Origin of the sequence: Peribacillus deserti (assembly GCF_002863585.1) — a bacterium.
In the GTDB taxonomy this organism is placed as follows: Bacteria; Bacillota; Bacilli; order Bacillales; family DSM-1321; genus Paraperibacillus; species Paraperibacillus deserti_A.
The window spans coordinates 1-18,324 of record NZ_PGUY01000048.1 but is presented as its reverse complement, the minus strand read 5'-3'; the positions used below and the strand labels follow the sequence as shown (position 1 = coordinate 18,324).

16 protein-coding genes are annotated in these 18,324 nt (G+C 41.3%); 13 read left to right on the top strand and 3 right to left on the bottom strand.

The window, feature by feature from the left end; genetic code table 11:
- Window positions 1-46 precede the first annotated feature (46 nt).
- The 9 genes from CUU66_RS15675 (at window position 47) to CUU66_RS15635 (ending at window position 9,886) form a co-directional block, all read left to right on the top strand.
- Entirely contained in the window at window positions 47-1,195 is a 1,149-nt protein-coding gene (locus tag CUU66_RS15675) for an ABC transporter ATP-binding protein (protein WP_101643813.1), read from the top strand.
- Entirely contained in the window at window positions 1,182-2,744 is a 1,563-nt protein-coding gene (locus CUU66_RS15670; protein WP_101643810.1) for a glycine betaine ABC transporter substrate-binding protein, read from the top strand. The genes CUU66_RS15675 and CUU66_RS15670 overlap by 14 nt, the downstream gene beginning before the upstream one ends.
- Window positions 2,745-2,901: 157 nt before the next feature.
- A complete protein-coding gene (locus CUU66_RS15665) occupies window positions 2,902-3,687 on the top strand; it encodes an SDR family oxidoreductase (protein WP_101643807.1) in 786 nt (261 codons plus the stop codon).
- A gap of 30 nt (window positions 3,688-3,717) precedes the next feature.
- Entirely contained in the window at window positions 3,718-4,593 is an 876-nt protein-coding gene (locus CUU66_RS15660) for an NAD(P)-dependent oxidoreductase (protein WP_101643805.1), read from the top strand.
- A gap of 159 nt (window positions 4,594-4,752) precedes the next feature.
- Window positions 4,753-5,004 carry a FeoA family protein gene (locus CUU66_RS15655; protein WP_101643803.1) on the top strand — a complete coding sequence of 84 codons (252 nt, stop codon included), beginning with the start codon at window positions 4,753-4,755 and terminating at the stop codon, window positions 5,002-5,004.
- Entirely contained in the window at window positions 4,997-5,686 is a 690-nt protein-coding gene (locus CUU66_RS15650; protein ID WP_101643801.1) for a FeoB small GTPase domain-containing protein, read from the top strand. Before CUU66_RS15655 ends, CUU66_RS15650 begins: the two co-directional genes overlap by 8 nt.
- On the top strand, window positions 5,683-7,056 hold the full coding sequence (locus CUU66_RS15645; RefSeq protein WP_101643799.1) for a nucleoside recognition domain-containing protein: 1,374 nt from the start codon (window positions 5,683-5,685) through the stop codon (window positions 7,054-7,056). Before CUU66_RS15650 ends, CUU66_RS15645 begins: the two co-directional genes overlap by 4 nt.
- 105 nt (window positions 7,057-7,161) lie before the next feature.
- Window positions 7,162-7,674, top strand: a complete 513-nt coding sequence (locus CUU66_RS15640; RefSeq protein ID WP_308302510.1) for a PCYCGC motif-containing (lipo)protein — start codon at window positions 7,162-7,164, stop codon at window positions 7,672-7,674.
- An 877-nt stretch (window positions 7,675-8,551) separates the two neighbouring features.
- Entirely contained in the window at window positions 8,552-9,886 is a 1,335-nt protein-coding gene (locus tag CUU66_RS15635; RefSeq protein ID WP_257968018.1) for a murein hydrolase activator EnvC family protein, read from the top strand.
- Between the two features lie 231 nt (window positions 9,887-10,117).
- On the opposite strand, the gene CUU66_RS15630 is transcribed toward CUU66_RS15635, so the two are convergent.
- Entirely contained in the window at window positions 10,118-11,263 is a 1,146-nt protein-coding gene (locus tag CUU66_RS15630; RefSeq protein ID WP_101643796.1) for an aminotransferase A, read from the bottom strand.
- A gap of 127 nt (window positions 11,264-11,390) precedes the next feature.
- Between CUU66_RS15630 and corA the strand changes: the two genes are divergently transcribed.
- From corA to CUU66_RS15615, 3 genes are all read left to right on the top strand, one after another.
- Window positions 11,391-12,431 (top strand): magnesium/cobalt transporter CorA, encoded by a 1,041-nt coding sequence (gene corA / locus CUU66_RS15625; protein WP_257968017.1) that lies wholly within the window; start codon window positions 11,391-11,393, stop codon window positions 12,429-12,431.
- 482 nt (window positions 12,432-12,913) lie between these two features.
- Entirely contained in the window at window positions 12,914-13,819 is a 906-nt protein-coding gene (locus CUU66_RS15620) for a chemotaxis protein (RefSeq protein WP_101643793.1), read from the top strand.
- Window positions 13,820-13,834: 15 nt separating this feature from the next.
- Window positions 13,835-14,386 (top strand): HD domain-containing protein, encoded by a 552-nt coding sequence (locus tag CUU66_RS15615; RefSeq protein WP_101643791.1) that lies wholly within the window; start codon window positions 13,835-13,837, stop codon window positions 14,384-14,386.
- A 28-nt stretch (window positions 14,387-14,414) separates the two neighbouring features.
- Here the strand turns inward: CUU66_RS15615 and CUU66_RS15610 are convergent, their stop codons facing one another.
- Complete coding sequence (locus CUU66_RS15610; RefSeq protein ID WP_101643789.1) at window positions 14,415-14,927, bottom strand: YkyB family protein; 513 nt, start codon at window positions 14,925-14,927, stop codon at window positions 14,415-14,417.
- A 313-nt stretch (window positions 14,928-15,240) separates the two neighbouring features.
- Window positions 15,241-15,441 (bottom strand): hypothetical protein, encoded by a 201-nt coding sequence (locus CUU66_RS15605; protein ID WP_101643788.1) that lies wholly within the window; start codon window positions 15,439-15,441, stop codon window positions 15,241-15,243.
- Window positions 15,442-16,093: 652 nt separating this feature from the next.
- Between CUU66_RS15605 and CUU66_RS15595 the strand changes: the two genes are divergently transcribed.
- Entirely contained in the window at window positions 16,094-18,211 is a 2,118-nt protein-coding gene (locus CUU66_RS15595; RefSeq protein ID WP_101643785.1) for a sensor domain-containing protein, read from the top strand.
- The last annotated feature ends 113 nt before the right edge of the window (window positions 18,212-18,324 follow it).

The following is an 18,324-nucleotide window of genomic DNA, read 5'->3' as shown; positions in this document are numbered from 1 at the left end:
TTCACTGTTTCCAAGTGAATAATTATAGAAATGAGGAGATTGTTCATTGATCACGTTTAAACACGTTGAAAAAAAGTATCCGGATGGGTTTATCGCCTTAAAGGATATTGATTTTGAAATTAAAGAAGGAGAGCTCGTTGCGTTAATCGGTCCAAGCGGCTGCGGGAAAACGACTACTATGAGAATGATTAACCGGCTTACAGAACCGACGAGCGGACAAATTTTTATTAACGAGGAAGATATATCAAACATAGACCCTGTCCAGCTTCGCAGGAACATCGGGTATGTGATCCAGCAAATTGGGCTTCTTCCCCATATGACCATTGAGGATAACATTACCCTGGTTCCAAGGCTGAAGGGCTGGGATAAGGATCGTTATGCCGCGAAAGTGGATGAGTTGCTTAATTTGGTTGGTCTGGATCCTGAGACCTATAAATCGCGGTTTCCTTCTGATTTAAGCGGCGGGCAGCAGCAGCGTGTAGGCGTAATACGGGCACTGGCAGCCGAACCTCCAATCATCCTGATGGATGAGCCGTTCAGTGCGCTGGATCCTATCAGCAGGGAACAGCTGCAGGATGAACTGGTCCAGCTTCAGGAAAATATTAAGAAAACCATTGTATTTGTCACTCATGATATGGACGAGGCGATAAAAATTGCGGACCGGATCGCAATTATGAAGGACGGAGAAATTATTCAGTTCGATACACCTGAAAGAATCCTGCGCCATCCGATAAACGACTTCGTAAGAGGATTCATTGGCGAAGAGCGCTTAGATGGAGCAGTAAACTCTGTGCCATCAGCAGAAGATTTAATGATAAAGAAGATTATAACATCAAGGCCATCAAGGGGATTAGCCCAGGCTTTGAAAATGATGAGAACCTATAAGGTTGACAGCCTGCTTGTTACGGATAACATTAACCGCTTATTGGGCATCGCGACGATAGATGACGTGGAACGTGATTATCATAATGAGGAGAAAACGCTGGAAGACATTATGAGGACGGATTTCCATACGGTTAATGCCGACACGCCTTATACAGATGTAGCAGCCCTTTTTGCCGGTGGTGCCGCCTCTATCCCTGTTGTCTCAAATGGAAAGCTTTCAGGCCTAATAACGAGATCAACTATGATGAGAGGGCTCGCTGGTATGAAAACTGGCCCGGGGGAAGGAGGAAGCGTCCATGAAGGAGAGTAACTTTTTTATGTCGCTCATGGATACGTTTCGTACACGCTGGCCGGATATCTTAGAAGGCCTGCAGCAGCATTTATTTTTATCCATCGTGTCAATCATCATTGGTACGATTATCGCAATTCCGCTTGGCATTTATATTTCAAGGAGAAAGAGATTGGCTGAACCGATCATCGGAGTGATTTCTGTATTTCAAACCATCCCAAGTCTTGCGCTTTTTGGATTCCTCCTTCCTTTATTTGGGATTGGGAGTACAACTGCCATTATCGCACTGACTATATATGCACTTCTACCGCTTCTCAGAAATACATACACAGGTCTGACCGGTGTAGATCAGTCGGCTGTTGAAGCGGGAAAAGGTATGGGGATGACTCAGAAACAGATATTGCGGATGATTGAACTGCCGTTAGCTCTGCCTATCATTATGGCCGGCCTAAGGACAGCCACTGTGCTGACCATCGGGGTAGCCACTTTGGCAGCCTTTATTGGTGCAGGAGGTTTGGGAGATCTCATTTATAGAGGGTTGTCAACGGCTCGGAACGAACTCGTTTTAGCTGGTGCGATTCCCGCTGCCATCCTTGCCATTATCATTGACCTGATTCTCAAGCGGATTGAAATCGCTACAGATCCAAGAAGTAAAAAAAGGAAAAAGTTCTCATGGAAGAAAGCGTCCTTTATTCTGATTCCTATTGCTGCTGTCATTCTATTCTTTGGGCTTCGCGGGGGGTCCTCGGAAGATACGGTTGTAATAGCAGGGAAAAAATGGACCGAACAATACATACTTCCATATATTATTTCTGAATACGTGAAGAGCCAAACCGATTATAACGTTACAGTTCAGGAAGGGCTTGGAGAAACTCCCATTTTGACGCAGGCAATCAATAGCGGTGATATTGATATGTATGTGGAATATACAGGTACTGGATTGCTGACCATATTAAAAGAAACATATAACCCTAAAGACAGCGCGGATGAAATTTATAAAAAAGTAAGGGAAGGCTACAAGGAAAAGTATCATTTAGAATGGATGAAGCCTCTTGGATTTGAGAATACCTATGCACTCGCTTTTAACCCTAAGGCATACCAGCGATTAGGGGTAACATCCATTTCTGAATTGGCTCCTAAATCTCGGAATATACTATTTGGAGGTCCTACTGAATTCTTTGAAAGAGAAGATGGATACACTGCATTTGCTGACACGTATAATCTTCAATTTAAAGATAAACGAAGTCTGGATGCCAATTTGATGTACACGGCGGTCAGAGAAGGCAAAGTAGACGCTATTCCTGCGTTCACTACTGATGGAAGAATTGTCCGCTTTAACCTTAAGACACTGAAAGACGACAAGAAATTCTTCCCGCCTTATTATGCGGTACCTATTATTCGGGAGGATACCTTGAAGAAGTTTCCTAAGCTGAAAGACGCAGTTAATGGGCTGGAAGGAAAGATATCTGATAAGGAAATGGCCGAAATGAATGCCCAGGTTGACTTGGATAAAAAGGATCCGCGGGATGTAGCCGTTGCCTTTTTAAAGAAAAAAGGATTAATGAAATAAGTATGAAGGAAGGCAGCCTGTGACAGGCTGTCTTTTTTCATACTCCAAACTGTCCGCATCCAAAAAAATAAGTCATCACATTTTATATCAGACTGATTTTCAAGTAAAATAAAGAATATTAAGACAAATACTTTCTTGATGAAAAGGAGCATGATTCATGGATTTTCAGTTAAAAGGAAAAACAGCCCTTGTCGCTGCTTCAAGCCAGGGCCTTGGAAAGGCAATTGCTGAAGCGCTTGTAAAAGAAGGGGCTAATGTCATGATTACAAGCAGGAATGAGGCAAAGCTCCAAGAAGTCCGTTCGGAACTGAGCGGCCTGCAGAAAGGAAGGGTAAGCTCGATAACTGGGGATATAACCAATCCGTCTGATATTGAAAAAATGGTTAAGCAGACCGTTCAGGAATTCGGAGGAATTGATATCCTGATCAACAATGCAGGAGGGCCGCCTGCAGGAGCTTTTGAAGAAATAACCGATGATGAGTGGCAAAATTCCTTCGAGTTGAATCTATTCAGCTACATAAGATTGATTCGTCAGGCACTTCCTTATCTAAAAAAGAATGGAGGCAAGATTATCAACATTGCTTCGTCATCCATAAAGGAGCCGATTCCAGGTCTCATTTTATCAAATACCTTTAGGACTGCCATTGTTGGGATGTCTAAAACCCTTGCGAGCGAGCTTGCACCATATAACATCTTAATCAATACAGTTGCTCCTGGAAGGATTGCAACGGACCGTGTCCGGCATCTGGATGAAGTCAATGCGAATAAAGCTGGCGTTTCGATAGAACAGATGGAAGAAAAAGTGAAGGGCCAGATTCCTCTTGGGAGATATGGTGCACCTGAAGAGTTCGCGAATGTAGTTGCCTTCCTTGTTTCGGATGCTAATACATATATGACAGGAAGTTCTTTCTTGGTAGACGGCGGGATGGTTAAATCGATTTAAACATGAAATATAACAAAGAGGATGAAGCGTATGGCAGAGAATAAGCAGACAATCGGATTTATTGGAATTGGAGTAATGGGCAATAGCATGGCCGGGCATCTGCTTCAGAGCGGCCATGAGGTCTTTGTCTACACACGGACAAAAGAAAAAGCACAGAACCTGCTGGATCAAGGTGCTCTGTGGGCTGATAGTCCGAAAGAAATGGCGGGGAAAGCAGATGTAATCATTTCTATTGTCGGCTATCCAAGCGATGTGGAAGAAATCTATTTAGGGGAACAGGGTATCATTGAGCATGCTTCAAAAGGAACCTTCCTGATTGATATGACCACCTCAACTCCATCTCTTGCGATAAGAATATATGAAGAGGCTGAGAAAAAAGGGTTATATTCCTTGGATGCGCCTGTTTCAGGCGGAGATGTCGGGGCTAAAAACGCGACATTAACCATCATGGCTGGCGGAGATGAAGACGCATTCAATAAAGTAAAGCCCATTCTCGCGAAAATGGGTACGAATATTCAATACCAAGGGAAAGCCGGCTCTGGACAGCATACAAAAATGTCCAATCAAATTGCGATAGCGTCCAATATGATTGGCGTTTGTGAAGCCATTGTTTATGCCGAGAAAGCAGGACTGGATGCTGAAACTGTGTTAAAAAGCATATCTGCTGGATCAGCAGGCAGCTGGTCGCTCTCCAATCTTGCACCAAGAATGATAAACGGAAATTTCGAACCTGGATTCTACATCAAGCATTTTATCAAAGATATGAAAATTGCCATTGATGAAGCGGAAAAAATGGAACTCCACCTACCAGGACTATCCCTGGCTAAGTCTCTGTACGAAAAACTGGCAGAGAGTGGAGAAGAAAACAGCGGAACGCACGCTTTGTATAAATATTGGAGTAAATAAATTTCATATAACAAGTCACGCTGACTAAGTGAATCGCTCAAAAAACTGCCTGTAATAGGGCAGTTTTTTTATTTTTAAATGGTGGCATACATGACCAGTTTCTCATATAATTAAAGAAAAGTTGCGTCAGGGAAAAATAATTATAAAGGAGAAAAAATTATGGCATATCCTAAAACAGTTAAGCTCTATGATGGCAAGAAAGGAAATGTATTCAAGATAACAGCTTTGAATCTTGAAGGTGTTATGAGAAGAAGGCTGCTGGATCTGGGATTTGTAATCGGTGCGAAAGTAGAAGTTGTACGCAAAAGTCCTTTAGGAGATCCAATAGCTTTCCGAGTTTCCCAAACCGTCGTCGCTCTTAGAAAAGAAGAAAGTACAAGAATTGAGGGGGAGCTGGTGGAATATGCGTAATTCATATCGAATAGCTTTAGCCGGCAACCCGAACACGGGGAAAAGCACCTTATTTAACGCTTTAACGGGACTAAGACAGCATACAGGCAATTGGGCTGGAAAGACCATCGCCTTAGCTGAAGGAACAGTTGAGCATAAAGGAAAAACATTTCAATTAATTGACCTTCCGGGAACCTACTCTCTATTTTCAAATTCAATTGATGAAGAAGTTGCCCGTAATTACATTGTTTTTGAAAAACCTGATGTGACTCTTGTCGTGTTAGATGCAACATCCCTCGAACGAAACTTCAACCTTGCACTGCAGGTTTTGGAAATGACTACAAATGTGATTGTCTGCATTAATTTAATTGATATAGCTGAAAAACAGGGCATTAAGATTAACGAACGGATCTTGACCAAGCGCTTAGGTGTTCCGGTTATTAAATTATCCGCGAGAAATAAAATTGGATTTCCGCTGCTCCTGGATACTATTGACCGGCTGGTGACAGGTGCTATTGAATGCCAGCCAATACCGACTGTATACCAGGACCATATAGAGGAGGAAATAAAAAAGATGGAGCCGCGGGTCAGCGCTATAATCGGAGACCGACTCTCAGCCAGATGGGTTTCTTTAAGATTATTAGATGGGGATGAGAAGCTGTTACAAGAAATAACGAAACGGTTGGGAGAGGGCAGGGAATGAGTATAAAACAACTTTACACCGAAGCTCAAAAGCATTCATCTATTAAGCTCCGAGATGATATCGTACAGGATCTTTACAATAGAAGCTTTCAATTATGTGCAGCAGGAGTTACGTATAACAAATCCAAAAGAGATACACGCACAGAAAAACTAGATTCAATTCTTACCTCACCCTTCTTAGGCTTTCCTATCATGATCATTTTATTAGGCACCGTTTTCTATCTGACTATTGCAGGAGCTAATGTTCCCTCCTCCATGCTGGCGGAATTCTTTGGGTCAGCTGAACCTTATTTAAAAACGCTGTTTACATTATTGCATGCTCCTGATTGGCTGTATGGAGTTTTAGTACTAGGGCTTTATCGGGGCACCACCTGGGTGATCAGTGTAATGCTTCCGCCAATGGCCATCTTCTTCCCGACGTTCGCACTATTAGAAAATTACGGATATCTCCCAAGGGTTGCTTTTAATCTTGACCGGCTATTTAAACAGGTAGGTGCTCATGGGAAGCAGTCATTGACCATGGCGATGGGATTTGGCTGTAACGCAGCAGCTGTCATTTCAACCCGCATCATTGAATCTCCGAGAGAGCGGATGCTTGCTATATTAACAAATAATTTTGTTCCATGTAATGGACGATGGGGAACATTAATTATTTTAGCATCGCTATTTATGGCTGCTAATTTTACCGGGGGGCTAAAATCGCTTGTCACAACCGGAATTATAGTAGGTATTGTTTTATTCGGGATTATCGTGACGTTTTTTGTATCATGGGTTCTATCTAAGACTGCACTTAAAGGAGTACCGACTCACTATACGCTTGAATTGCCGCCTTATCGCAAACCAAAGTTTTTTGATACTGTGATCCGGTCGTCCCTGACCAAATCATGGTCCGTTTTAGTCCGTGCTGTAAAAGTGGCAGCGCCAGCAGCCATACTAACCTGGATCATTGCAAATATTTTTATAGGTGACACAAGCATCCTTATGTATATCGTTCATTTTCTGGATCCTTTTGCACAGCTCATCGGTTTAGACGGATATATTTTAATGGCGTTTATTCTTGGGCTGCCGGCTAATGAAATTGTACTGCCTATTCTCCTTATGGGGTATTTATCAACAGGATCTCTTACGGAAGTTGACAGCTTAACAGATTTGAAGAATATCTTAGTGGACCATGGGTGGACCTGGCTTACTGCATTGAACATGATGCTATTTTCTCTGCTTCATTATCCGTGCGGAACCACCTTGATTAATATATATAAAGAAACAAAGAGTGGAAAGTGGACGTTTGCCGCGTTTTTGATTCCTACTGTAATAGCGGTCCTAATCCCGCTTATCATTACACAAACGGCGAAATTGCTTGGCTGGGTTTAGTTACATTCTTTAATAATAAGTATTTTTTGTGACATGTCTTGAAGAACTTCAGTTACTATCAGTAAGATGGATATAAAGAGAAGAATTCTTCAAGAGGTGAACACATTGAATGTAAAGTTATTAGGGATTACATTAGGATTATGCTCTTCATTACTTCTATCGGCTTGCGGCAGTGATAAAGGGGTTCAACAGAATAGCGGGCAGAAGGAAGAGGCAGAACATGAAAGCCATGCGGAACACGCCGTATCAGGTGATCTCAGACAAGAAACGAAAAAGGGTGAAGCACCAGACTTTCTAGCAGATAAGCCTGAAGATATGAAGACCATTTATTTAGCTGTTTCCCGGAATAGAGAATTATTAGAGAAAATTCCTTGCTATTGCGGCTGTGGGGATGAGGCGGGACATAAAAATAATTACGACTGCTTTGTCTATGAAAATAAGGAAAATGGAAATATCGTGTGGGATGACCATGGAACAAAGTGCGGAGTCTGTTTAGAAATAGCAGCGCAATCCATCGTTGATCTACAGAAGGGAAAAACTATCAAAGAAATAAGAAAGCAAATTGATGAAACATATAAGAATGGGTACGGAGAGCCTACTCCTACTCCAGCTGTTTGAGTTGAAATATTAAGAGAGGGATAGCCGCTATTCCTCTTTTTGTTTTGGAAAAAGAAATATATATCTGGTTTTGAATTGTGACCGCTGACTATATATTAATTGGTTAATCGTATTCATTCTAAGGAGAATTTGAGGTTGAGATCGCAGAAGCACAAATATGGAGAAAAGCAAATTCATCAGTCCAAGCATTTTAGCCTGCAAGGATGTGCAAAAGCTTACTCTCTTAAGCCAGGAAATTTAAAACGCATTAATAGCTAGTAGAGTACACCCATTAGCAATAGGATAAGATTCGCCGCATAAAATAGAGTTCCAGCCACATAAACTGTGGATTTAGCCACATAAAATTTGGGTCCAGCCAAATAAATGGATTTATCCGCTTAATACTCGTTCTCCACTGGTATATAGATTAACCACTAGCTCTTAAATCAGGAGTAATCCACAACAAATCAATTTTTAATCATTTCGCTCTCTACTTCCGATTAATGTGGTTTTTTCAAATAACATTCCTCTAATCGGATCTCCAAACAGAATTGAGTAGTTGTAAGGATAGCAATGCGTTTATATTAGTCTGGCCGGAAATTTAGTTATGTTACCCCCTTACATGCAGCATTCCCCATGTGAATCTTTAGCCACTTTCACAAAGTTGACCCTAATTTCAAACCAATCCCGAATTAATTCATTTACCATGTTTCGGCAAGATTGAAACCTTTTTGACAATGTTTTTAATGTTATTGAAATATAACTGTAACTTTACTGCTGGAATGGTTTGTTATAATTGAAACTGTCAAAAAAACAAATAAATTAAATAGTTTTGTCGAGAAATTTAAATAAAACCATATTCTTATAGAAAAAATAAATAGAGTTAGAGGGGAAAAGCTTGAGAAAAAATCGTTTATTACATATGTCCTTAGCTGCGGGAGTCGGACTATTAAGTATTGCACAGCCTGCTAACGCATCCATAAATGATATGGAAAATAAAAAGCATCAAATCCAACAAAAACGCAGCAATGTTCAATCTGGGATTAATAAAGCAGAGGCAGCTATTAAAAATCTCCAGGGGCAACAGCAGTCTGTGGCCGGAAAGATTAAGAATTTAACGAACTTGATCAATGAAACGACAAAAGAGATCAACGAAAAGACAGATAAAATCAGCGAGACTAAAGTAGAAATTGCTGAATTAAGAAAAGAAATTGAAATTGTGAAAGAAAGAATGGCGCAGCGTGAAGCCCTACTAAAAGAACGTGCCCGGGCCATGCAGGCAAGCGGCGGAAATGCGGACTACCTGGAAGTTCTTCTGGGTTCAAAGAGCTTTGGGGATTTCCTGGAGCGGGTGAATGCAGTGGCAACCATCATGGATGCCGATCAAGAGATACTTCGCCAGCAAGAAGAGGATAAGAAGAAATTAGAAAGTGACCAAAAGCAGCTCGAAACTAAATTGTCTGATTTGGAAAAAATGCTTTCTGATTTGCAGGCGATGAAAGCACAGCAAAAGAAGCAAGTCAGCCAATTGAGTGCATTAATGACACAGTTAAAACATAAGGAAGATGAAACGCATTCTCACAAGATGGATCTTAAAGAGCAGGAAGAACTTCTATCCGCTCAGGAATCCTCTATACAACAAGCTATTAATCTAGAAAAAACACGTCAGGCTGAACTAGCAGCAGCCAGAAAACGTGCGGCAGAGGAAGCAAGACAGCAGGCGGCTCTTGCAGCCAGACAAGCGGCACAGCAAAAAGCCAGCCAGAAAACTGAATCAAAGGCAGTTCAGAGCGCTCCTGCACAGTCTTCCTCAGCTCCCGCACCAGCGGTTTCCAGCGGAAGCTTTACAAGACCTGCGGCCGGAACTCTATCATCTAATTTTGGAGCAAGATGGGGCACAAAACATATGGGTGTTGATATAGCAGGCCCTGGATATATACCAATCGTGGCAGCAGCGGATGGAGTTGTGAGCAGGGCTTACACATCCAGCAGCTATGGTAACGTGGTATTCATTTCCCATTCTATTAATGGACAAGTTTATACAACTGTTTATGCTCATATGCAAAGCTTCTCTGTAAGTACAGGCCAAGTTGTTGCTAAAGGGCAGCAAATCGGAGTTATGGGAAGTACTGGTCAATCTACCGGGCAGCATTTACACTTCGAATTGCATAAAGGTTCTTGGAATGCAGCTAAATCTAACGCGGTCAACCCTGTTGGAATTGTTCCATTTTAATATGTTGTTTTTTTGTAACTTTTACTTTTTCTCCCTTTCTTTACAGGAGATGAAATGTTTACTTATAGAAAAGACGCTTGAACTCAATTGGTTCAAGCGTCTTTTTATTTTCTTTGGCAATGTTAACTTCCATGGTTGATTTTGGAACTATGTTGATGGAACGGATTTGCGAGACTCCTTTAGGGGAAAGAGGTGCCTGCCAGCTGCAATCCCCAGGATAGTTTAACAGAGCTATTTCTTTAAAAATAACTGAAGTCTGTCGAGTGCCCTTTTCAGGGTGTCCATGGAATAGGCATAAGACAATCTGACATAGCCTTCACCCAGCGGAGAGAATGCATCTCCCGGCACCAAGGCAACTTTTTGTTTCTTTAACAGCTCAAGAGCAAAGTCCTGGGAGGAAGAATAGGCTTCTGGCAGCTTAACAAAAAAGTAAAAGGCGCCATCAGGCTTTACCACTTCCAAATCCATCTCAACTAATCGGCTATACACATAATCACGTCTTCTTTTGTATTCGTCACGCATGGCGGCAGTGTCGTCAAATCCTGCTGTAACGGCAGCATATGCGGCTTTTTGAGAAATGGATGAAGCACAGCTTACATTATATTGATGGACCTTTAGAATATGTTGAACGATTTCCTTAGGAGCAAATAAGAATCCGATTCTCCAGCCAGTCATGGAGTGAGACTTTGAAAGTCCGTTGATAAGGATGGTCTGCCCCTTTAAGAATTCAGCGATGGATGTATGCTGCTGGTCAAAAACCAGCTCGCTGTAGATCTCATCGGCTAGAATAAAGATGCCCTTCCCTCTGACAAGCTCTGCAATTTCCATGAGCTCCTCACGAGTGAGGGTAACTCCTGTAGGGTTAGAAGGGTAAGGGATGATAATGCATTTAGTTTTGTCTGTGATATACCCAGATATGACTTCAGCATTCATTTTGAAAGAGCTTTTGGTGATATCAGCCAATACCGGTACTGCTCCGCAAAGCCTGACGATAGGTTCATACCCTGGATAAATGGGACCAGGCAGGATCACTTCATCGCCTTCTTTTAGGATGGTCCTGAGCGAGATATCGATGGCCTCGCTTGCACCTGTGGTAACAATTACTTCAGACTCCGCCTCATAGGAGACATTGTATTTCTTGAGCATATACTTGGCTGCCGCGTCTCTAAGTCCCAAGAAACCGGCGTTATGTGTATAAACCGTAAAGTCCTCATCAACCGCTTGTTTGGCGGCTTCTTTAATATGTAAGGGTGTAGGGAAATCAGGCTGGCCGATTGTCAGAGAAACCACATCATCAAACTCCGCCACCATATTAAAAAACTTCCTAATTCCCGATAATTCTAAATGAGTTACGCGAGCATTTAAATATTCTTCCATAATTCCTCCTAAACAGCTTAAGCAAATAGCGGTTACCACTATTTTAACACGAAGCTGCATTCCGGGAAATAATTTGGGAAATGGGGGACAGTCCCCCAAATGGATTTTTAGTGTAAAAGGGTATATGATGGTAGTAATTATCCTGGTAGAGAGTAGGAATATGTTTGTGATTAGGACGCTTGCGATTACGAATGATGGTGAAATTCTGCATCAGTTGCGTTTGGAGGAGATGGATAGGGAGGATATTAAGTGGTTCTGGGTGGACTTTGATCGTGCGAGCAGGGAAGAAACTTTGCTGCTGGGTTCAATTTTTCATTTTCATCCGCTTTCTGTTGAAGATTGTTTGGATGATTTCTTGCAGCGCCCCAAGCTGGATTTTTATGATGACTATCAATTTATTGTGGTTCATGCTCTGGATCATACGACGCTTGAGGCAGAAGAGGTTGACATGTTTATCAGCAGCAAGCACATTGTTACCTACCATAAAAAGCCCCTTCCCGAATTAGATAAGATCTGGGAGTCATTTAATCCATCTTCACATAATATCCGCGGCCCCTTTTTTGTGATTCATTCGGTCATCGACAAGATCGTAGATAATTTTTTCCCGCTGATGTTTAAAATTGAAGATTTCCTGAACGAACTGGACGATCATCCGAGCCGCAGTACAAGAACGAACTTAATGGAAGAACTGTTTGATGTTAGAGGTGATCTGAATAAGATCAGAAAAACACTGATTCCCATGAGGGACTTATTATATAGGATCATAAATTCTGAAAGGCTGAGCCATGTAAAGGACCAAAAACTGTACTTCAATGATATTTATGATCATTTGCTTAAGCTTGTTGAAATGATGGAAACATCCAGGGAGTTTTCTTCCGATATTCGCGACAGTTACATATCGATGAATTCTCACATCATGAATACTGTCATCATGACTTTGACTGTGATTACTACTATTTTCATGCCGTTGACGTTCATTGTCGGCATATACGGCATGAATTTCGAACATATGCCGGAGCTTGAGTGGAAATATGGCTATTTTCTTGTTCTAATGGTTATGTTTATACTCGGATTTGGTATGTTTTTATACTTTAACAAAAAAGGGTGGATTGGCAAGCCAGGCAAGATACGGGTTAGACAATACACCAGTAAACAGACAAGAAGATAACTTCGTAGAGTCGCTTTGGCTTAAAGTGCCGGAGGTCTGCAGCTTATCATCGAGTGATAAGAGGTTTGGCAGCAAGCATAACTCTCAAAAGAAAAGCATAAGAACTGGGTCATCAGCATAAATACAGGAAGATAAGCAAAGCTTTGCCTAATACAGGCATATACTCCTGAAACATAAGCATAAGCTTCAAAAAGGTAAGCATAAACTTCGGAAACATAAGCGTAAGATCTAAAATTAAATGCATAAACGAAATGGACTTTCAAATAAGAAAGATTTTGTAAGCAAACTCCTAGAAAGTACCAGAGACCGCCATATTCAAAGGCTCTTTGAATACATCCCGAAAAAAGGATGACTTAGCTTCCCGAAGCAGTAAAAAGTCATCCTTTTTTTATGTGAATTGGCCAAGGTGATCAGTTCTCAAAAAATCTCACATTCTTCCGATATAAATGGTATAAAAGAATACTTCTAGGAGTTTGATACATTTGCATACACAAAAGGGAATTTTGCTAGAGAGCGGTACTAACGAACTTGAAATTGTGCAGTTCAGTATTGGATCAAATAAATTTGGGATTAATGTTATTAAAGTGAAAGAAATTATTAAACCCGTTCCGGTTACTGTGATTCCCCATTCACATCCTCATATAGAGGGGATCATTGAATTGAGGGGAGAGATCCTGCCGGTTGTGGATATGGCTGGTGCATTAGGCTTTCCCGCTTCGCTTGAGCCTGATCAGGATAAATTCATTGTGGCTGAATTCAATATGCAGAAAGTGGTTTTCCATGTTCATACAGTAACACAAATACACCGGATATCCTGGGAGGCCATTGAAAAGCCTTCTGGACTGAATAAAGGTCTGATGGATCAAATTATCGGAGTCATCAGTTTAGAAGAAGGCATGATTCTCCTTGTGGATTTTGAAAAAATAGTCGTTGACCTTAATCCTGATGCGGGACTTCATTCAGGCCGGTTTACGGATGCCGGAAAAAGGGAGACCTCCACTAAGCGAATTTTGGCGGCAGAAGATTCACCACTTTTAAGGCAGCTTCTGGGTGACACGTTAAAGTCAGCTGGTTATGTTAATGTTACATTTTTTGACAATGGCCGTGATATACTGGATTATCTGGAGAGCTTGTGCAATAACGGTAATCGGATAACGGAAGAAGTCAAACTGATTATCACGGATATAGAGATGCCTCAAATGGATGGTCTTTACCTGACCAAGCATCTGAAGGCGGATGCCCGTTTTGGGGAATTGCCGGTCATTATCTTTTCTTCTCTTATTACAGAAGACCTTCGTCATAAAGGCACAATGGTAGGAGCTGACGCGCAAGTAAGCAAGCCCGATATTGGCGGGCTGATAGACTATATCGACCAGCTGATTCTATAATTTAGGAGTTGTTGTATGAAGGAATCAAGTCTAATTGAAAGAGCTCTGGAATTTGCCACAGAAGCTCATCAGGGACAGTTTAGGAAACTGAGAAAAACACCGTATATCCAGCACCCTATGAATGTAGCAGCTATTCTACGGCAAGGAAGATTTTCAGATGAAGTGATTGCGGCTGGGCTGCTGCATGACGTAGCAGAGGATACGTCATTTACCATAGGTGACATCAGAGAGCGTTTTGGTGAGGCAGTTGCACGGCTCGTATCCTCAAATACGGAGGATAAGCACCTTTCCTGGGAAGATAGGAAGTCGCATACAATCCATAGTGTCAAAACGGCAGCCCTTGAAGTGAAGGCTTTGGTTGGAGCGGACAAGCTAGATAATCTAAGAAGCATACTTAAAGATTATGAACTCCAGGGGAACTCTATCTGGTCTCACTTTAAAAGAGGGAAGGAAAAGCAGCATTGGTATTATTCTTCAGTTGCCGAGGCACTTTTTGATAATCTTGAATCAAAAAATGTTCCTCCTTTCTTTCATGAGCTTAGAGAGTTGTCGCAGCGTTTGAAGTAAAAAATGGAGCCGGTTTGCCGGCTCCATTTTATCTTTTATAGAAGTTTAGATCGCTTCCCAAAAAAGAAGAAGAAAAGCAATCTGGAGTTTTGTTCTTTTGAACCCGCTTTTTTGCAGTACGATGCGGCTGCCTGCTGGTGTCTGATTCTGCTGTTTTTAAACCGGTATAATCCTGGAGAATCGTTCTAGCTTTTGAAAGGGATAGATGAGCCTTCGGATTGCGTTTATCAGATAGACGGTTTCCTAAATGGGGAAGGGATGTTTTATCCTCCTTGGTTGGCGGCAGGTGAAAAACGTAATCACCGCATTCCACAATGACATCCGACTGCTGCCTGGAGTATTTAGGGTTATCGGAAAAGTGGAGCCCAACCTTTTTAGCTTTTCCTTCTTGCATTAATTGGACTAGTGCTCTTTGTTTTAGATGATAGAGGCTCTGAGGCTTTAGTGCTGTTTTTGCATGCTTATTGACTACAAATACAGCCTGTGCCAAAGTTTGAATGGGTAGCGAGCCTTTCCTATTGCCCCCATTGGGTTGAACCATAAAAATCTCCTTTCGGTATATTACTTTTTTGCCTTATTATATCATTATTAATTAGCAAAAAGAGAGAGTTTTCTTTCACATATAATAAGGCTCATTGCATTAGGTGCTGTTTCAAGCTTGCTGCCACACTGCTCAACACAGAATTAGTGTTCCAAGAAACAGCCTGATTGTTAGCAAACAGCATCATGTAAACAAAACAGTTTTTATTAGCATTTCCTTTTCGTTTTGCCCTTTATGTATGGTACTTAAACTTATTTTATAAAATAAATTTGGGGCCAAAGTTTCTGAACTGGCCCCGGTGTTTTTGATCCATTTAATAATAAGGGAATGGTACAGGCGGCGGATATCCGGGATAAACAGGATAGGGAGGATAATAGTATGGTCTGCTAAACAAGAGCGGTCCGACAGCAAGACCAGCAACAAAAGGAAGCAGTGGGAAAAAGCGCTCGTCCCCGCCATTTCTATAGTTATGAACATAGGCAGGCTGATGATAATGTGCAGGTTGAGAGTACATAAGCAGCTCCTTTCTTTTATTGTAATGATGACACTAACAGCATGCGGCTTATTAAGCTACACTATCGTATGATATTCCGATTCAATATGAGCCTGTTCTATGTTTGCAGGGGTGAAACAAAAAACTTGAAGTGTTCTTTTGTGGAACAAGATTCTGCGGCTGGGTTTTTAGCCGTTTGCCTTTGTTAATGCAAACGCGTTTTTCCAGGGGAATAGAGTATCCCGCTGATTCTATTGGCAGCACCTGCCATACATTACATAGGCTATTTCCGAGCCCCGTCAATTGGAAGCTTAGTTAACCTTATTGTTTTTACCCAGGTGGTCCTGAAGCCTCCCCAGCGTTTCACGAAGATATCCCGTTTAAGCGCTCTTCCCGCAGGAATCTGGCATAAGTTACAAAGATCAATAAGTGCCCATAAAACACTAGGTGCAAAAAACTATATTGAAGAAATAGGTAAAAAGTAGTGTTATTTTTAAAAACAGTACTTTTTTTCTTTTTTTAGTTTTATTATCCACATTTCATTGTAAAATGACCTTATACAAAAACTAACAAATTACGGAATTATCTTCCATGTTTATACTGATAACAACCCTTACATCTACCGATGGACGAGACAGTAAAAAGAGGAATTCCCCTTAAGGTGCTGAGTTAAATGAAGATATTAAGTTCTTATTTGAAGAATGAGCTGGATAATGCTAAAAGCAGTGAACGTATAGAAAACATCATATTTGAAATTATCTTCCGCCATGTTAACGATATGTTATTTATCATGAAGGTGGAGGGGGATAATCAGTTCCGATACTTATTCGCTAATGCTGTAGCGCTGGAAAAAGCAGCCATACAGGAAGAAAGTATCGGCAAAATGATTCATGAAGTCTTGTCCCCTGAAAAATCCCAGGAGTTAATACATTATTATAATAAATCCTTGACCAGTAAATATGCGATCAGCTTCAAAGATTCAGGGATTTCTGCGGATGGCAGAACCTACTTCGGTGAATCTATATTAACGCCTGTAGATGATGAAGACGGGAAAGTTAAGTATGTGGTGAGCGTTACAAGGGATATTACAAAAACAGTCCAGGAAAATAAATACCTACTCGAAAGCCAAGAGCGGTACAGATCCATCATAGATCATAATATGGATTCAATTTTTTCTCTCGATCATAAAGGGAAAATACTAAGCTCAAATTATTCGGCTTTTTTAACAACCGGTTATACAGAGAAAGAGCTGATAAAACAACAGATATTTCATTACTTTCCAGAAAGTGATCGAAAATGCTTTAAAAGACTTTTTAACAAATCCATTAAAGGCGAAGCCCTTGAATCTCAAGACTTGCACTTCACCCTGAAAAAAGGCAGTTTCATTCATGTCCACATAAGAACGGTACCCATTATTATTTCCTCAGAAATTAAAGGGATTTATGTGATAATGAAGAACATTTCTCCCCAAATTGATAATATGGAAACCATTCATTATATGGCTCATCACGACCAATTAACCGGTTTATTAAACCGGGCTGCCTTATTGCGGGACCTGAATCAGGTAATTTCTGAGGATAAAAACAGGGTGGTCGAACTGGCTTTGTATAATATCGATCTGGATCGCTTTAAGCTATTGAATGATTCACTCGGACATAAAAATGGAGATTTGCTTCTGAAAGATGTCGCAATGAGGTTAAGCAGGATCACTGGTTTTGAATATAAGCTGTACCGCCAGGGCGGGGATGAGTTTACGGTTCTGCTTCACCATATAAATAAACAGGATGCCGAACAATTCGCGGGAGTGCTTTTTAACCAATTTAAGGTGCCTTTCAATCTTGGCAGTCAGGATTACTTTATTTCGCCAAGCATTGGGATTAGTATGTATCCTAATGATGGGTTAGACAGTGAGACGCTGATTCAGAAGGCAGACGCAGCGCTGCACAAAGTGAAAGAAAGAGGCAAGGCCCATTTTCAGTTTTACAGCAAGGAGATTCTTCTCCATCAGCCTAATATAGTTGTGATGGAATCATATCTTCGCAGATCCATTGAAAAAAATGAACTGAGTCTCTATTATCAGCCCCAGATCAATTTGCAAACAGGCCGGATTGAAAGTCTTGAAGCTTTGCTCAGGTGGCATAATCCGACATTGGGCTATGTATCGCCAGCTGAATTTATTCCGCTCGCAGAAGATACAGCTTTGATTGTTCCGATTGGGGAATGGGTATTTGAAGAAGTCTGCAGGCAGATCGTACAATGGGATGCAAAGGGGCTGCAAAAGATAAAAGTAGCTGTCAATCTCTCGCCAAAGCAATTCCTTCAGCCTGAGCTGGCAGACAAAATAAATGCATTAATTCATAAGTATGGGATCCCGCCCTGCCGCCTGGAAATAGAAATCACTGAAGGCGCTATGCAGAATACCACAGAGAGTCTGGCAATTGTCAGGAAACTTAAGGATATAGGTTTGTCAATTTCTGTTGATGACTTTGGAACAGGTTATTCCTCTCTAAGCTATTTAAAACAGTTTCCTCTTGATACATTAAAGATCGACCAATCGTTTGTAAGAGAAATTCTATCGGATAAAAAAGATGCAGCCATTACAACCACGATCATCCACCTTGCACAAAGTCTTGGTCTTGAAGTGATTGCTGAAGGAGTTGAGCTTGAAGAACAAGCAGGATTTCTAAAAGCCGCCAATTGTCAGAAAGTACAAGGCTTCTTATACTCAAAACCCCTGCCGCCATGGGAAATTGAGCAGGCGTTTTTATATAAAGAAAAATCATTAGTATAAAAGGCTGTTTTCGCAAACTTTGTTGTTATTGAACATGGGGGTTGATTTCAACTACAGGATGCTCGCTTTCCGCGGGGCGGGCGCTGAGCCTCCTCGGCTTCGCCTGTGGGGTC

Excerpts from the sequence above, each read along its gene's own strand:
- CUU66_RS15605 (WP_101643788.1), bottom strand. The coding sequence starts at position 15,441 with ATGTACTCTCAACCTGCACATTATCATCAGCCTGCCTATGTTCATAAC.
- corA (WP_257968017.1), top strand. The coding sequence starts at position 11,391 with ATGGTAGTAATTATCCTGGTAGAGAGTAGGAATATGTTTGTGATTAGG.
- CUU66_RS15615 (WP_101643791.1), top strand. The coding sequence starts at position 13,835 with ATGAAGGAATCAAGTCTAATTGAAAGAGCTCTGGAATTTGCCACAGAA.
- CUU66_RS15595 (WP_101643785.1), top strand. The coding sequence starts at position 16,094 with ATGAAGATATTAAGTTCTTATTTGAAGAATGAGCTGGATAATGCTAAA.
- CUU66_RS15650 (WP_101643801.1), top strand. The coding sequence starts at position 4,997 with ATGCGTAATTCATATCGAATAGCTTTAGCCGGCAACCCGAACACGGGG.
- CUU66_RS15630 (WP_101643796.1), bottom strand. The coding sequence starts at position 11,263 with ATGGAAGAATATTTAAATGCTCGCGTAACTCATTTAGAATTATCGGGA.
- CUU66_RS15660 (WP_101643805.1), top strand. The coding sequence starts at position 3,718 with ATGGCAGAGAATAAGCAGACAATCGGATTTATTGGAATTGGAGTAATG.
- CUU66_RS15670 (WP_101643810.1), top strand. The coding sequence starts at position 1,182 with ATGAAGGAGAGTAACTTTTTTATGTCGCTCATGGATACGTTTCGTACA.
- CUU66_RS15645 (WP_101643799.1), top strand. The coding sequence starts at position 5,683 with ATGAGTATAAAACAACTTTACACCGAAGCTCAAAAGCATTCATCTATT.
- CUU66_RS15655 (WP_101643803.1), top strand. The coding sequence starts at position 4,753 with ATGGCATATCCTAAAACAGTTAAGCTCTATGATGGCAAGAAAGGAAAT.
- CUU66_RS15665 (WP_101643807.1), top strand. The coding sequence starts at position 2,902 with ATGGATTTTCAGTTAAAAGGAAAAACAGCCCTTGTCGCTGCTTCAAGC.
- CUU66_RS15610 (WP_101643789.1), bottom strand. The coding sequence starts at position 14,927 with ATGGTTCAACCCAATGGGGGCAATAGGAAAGGCTCGCTACCCATTCAA.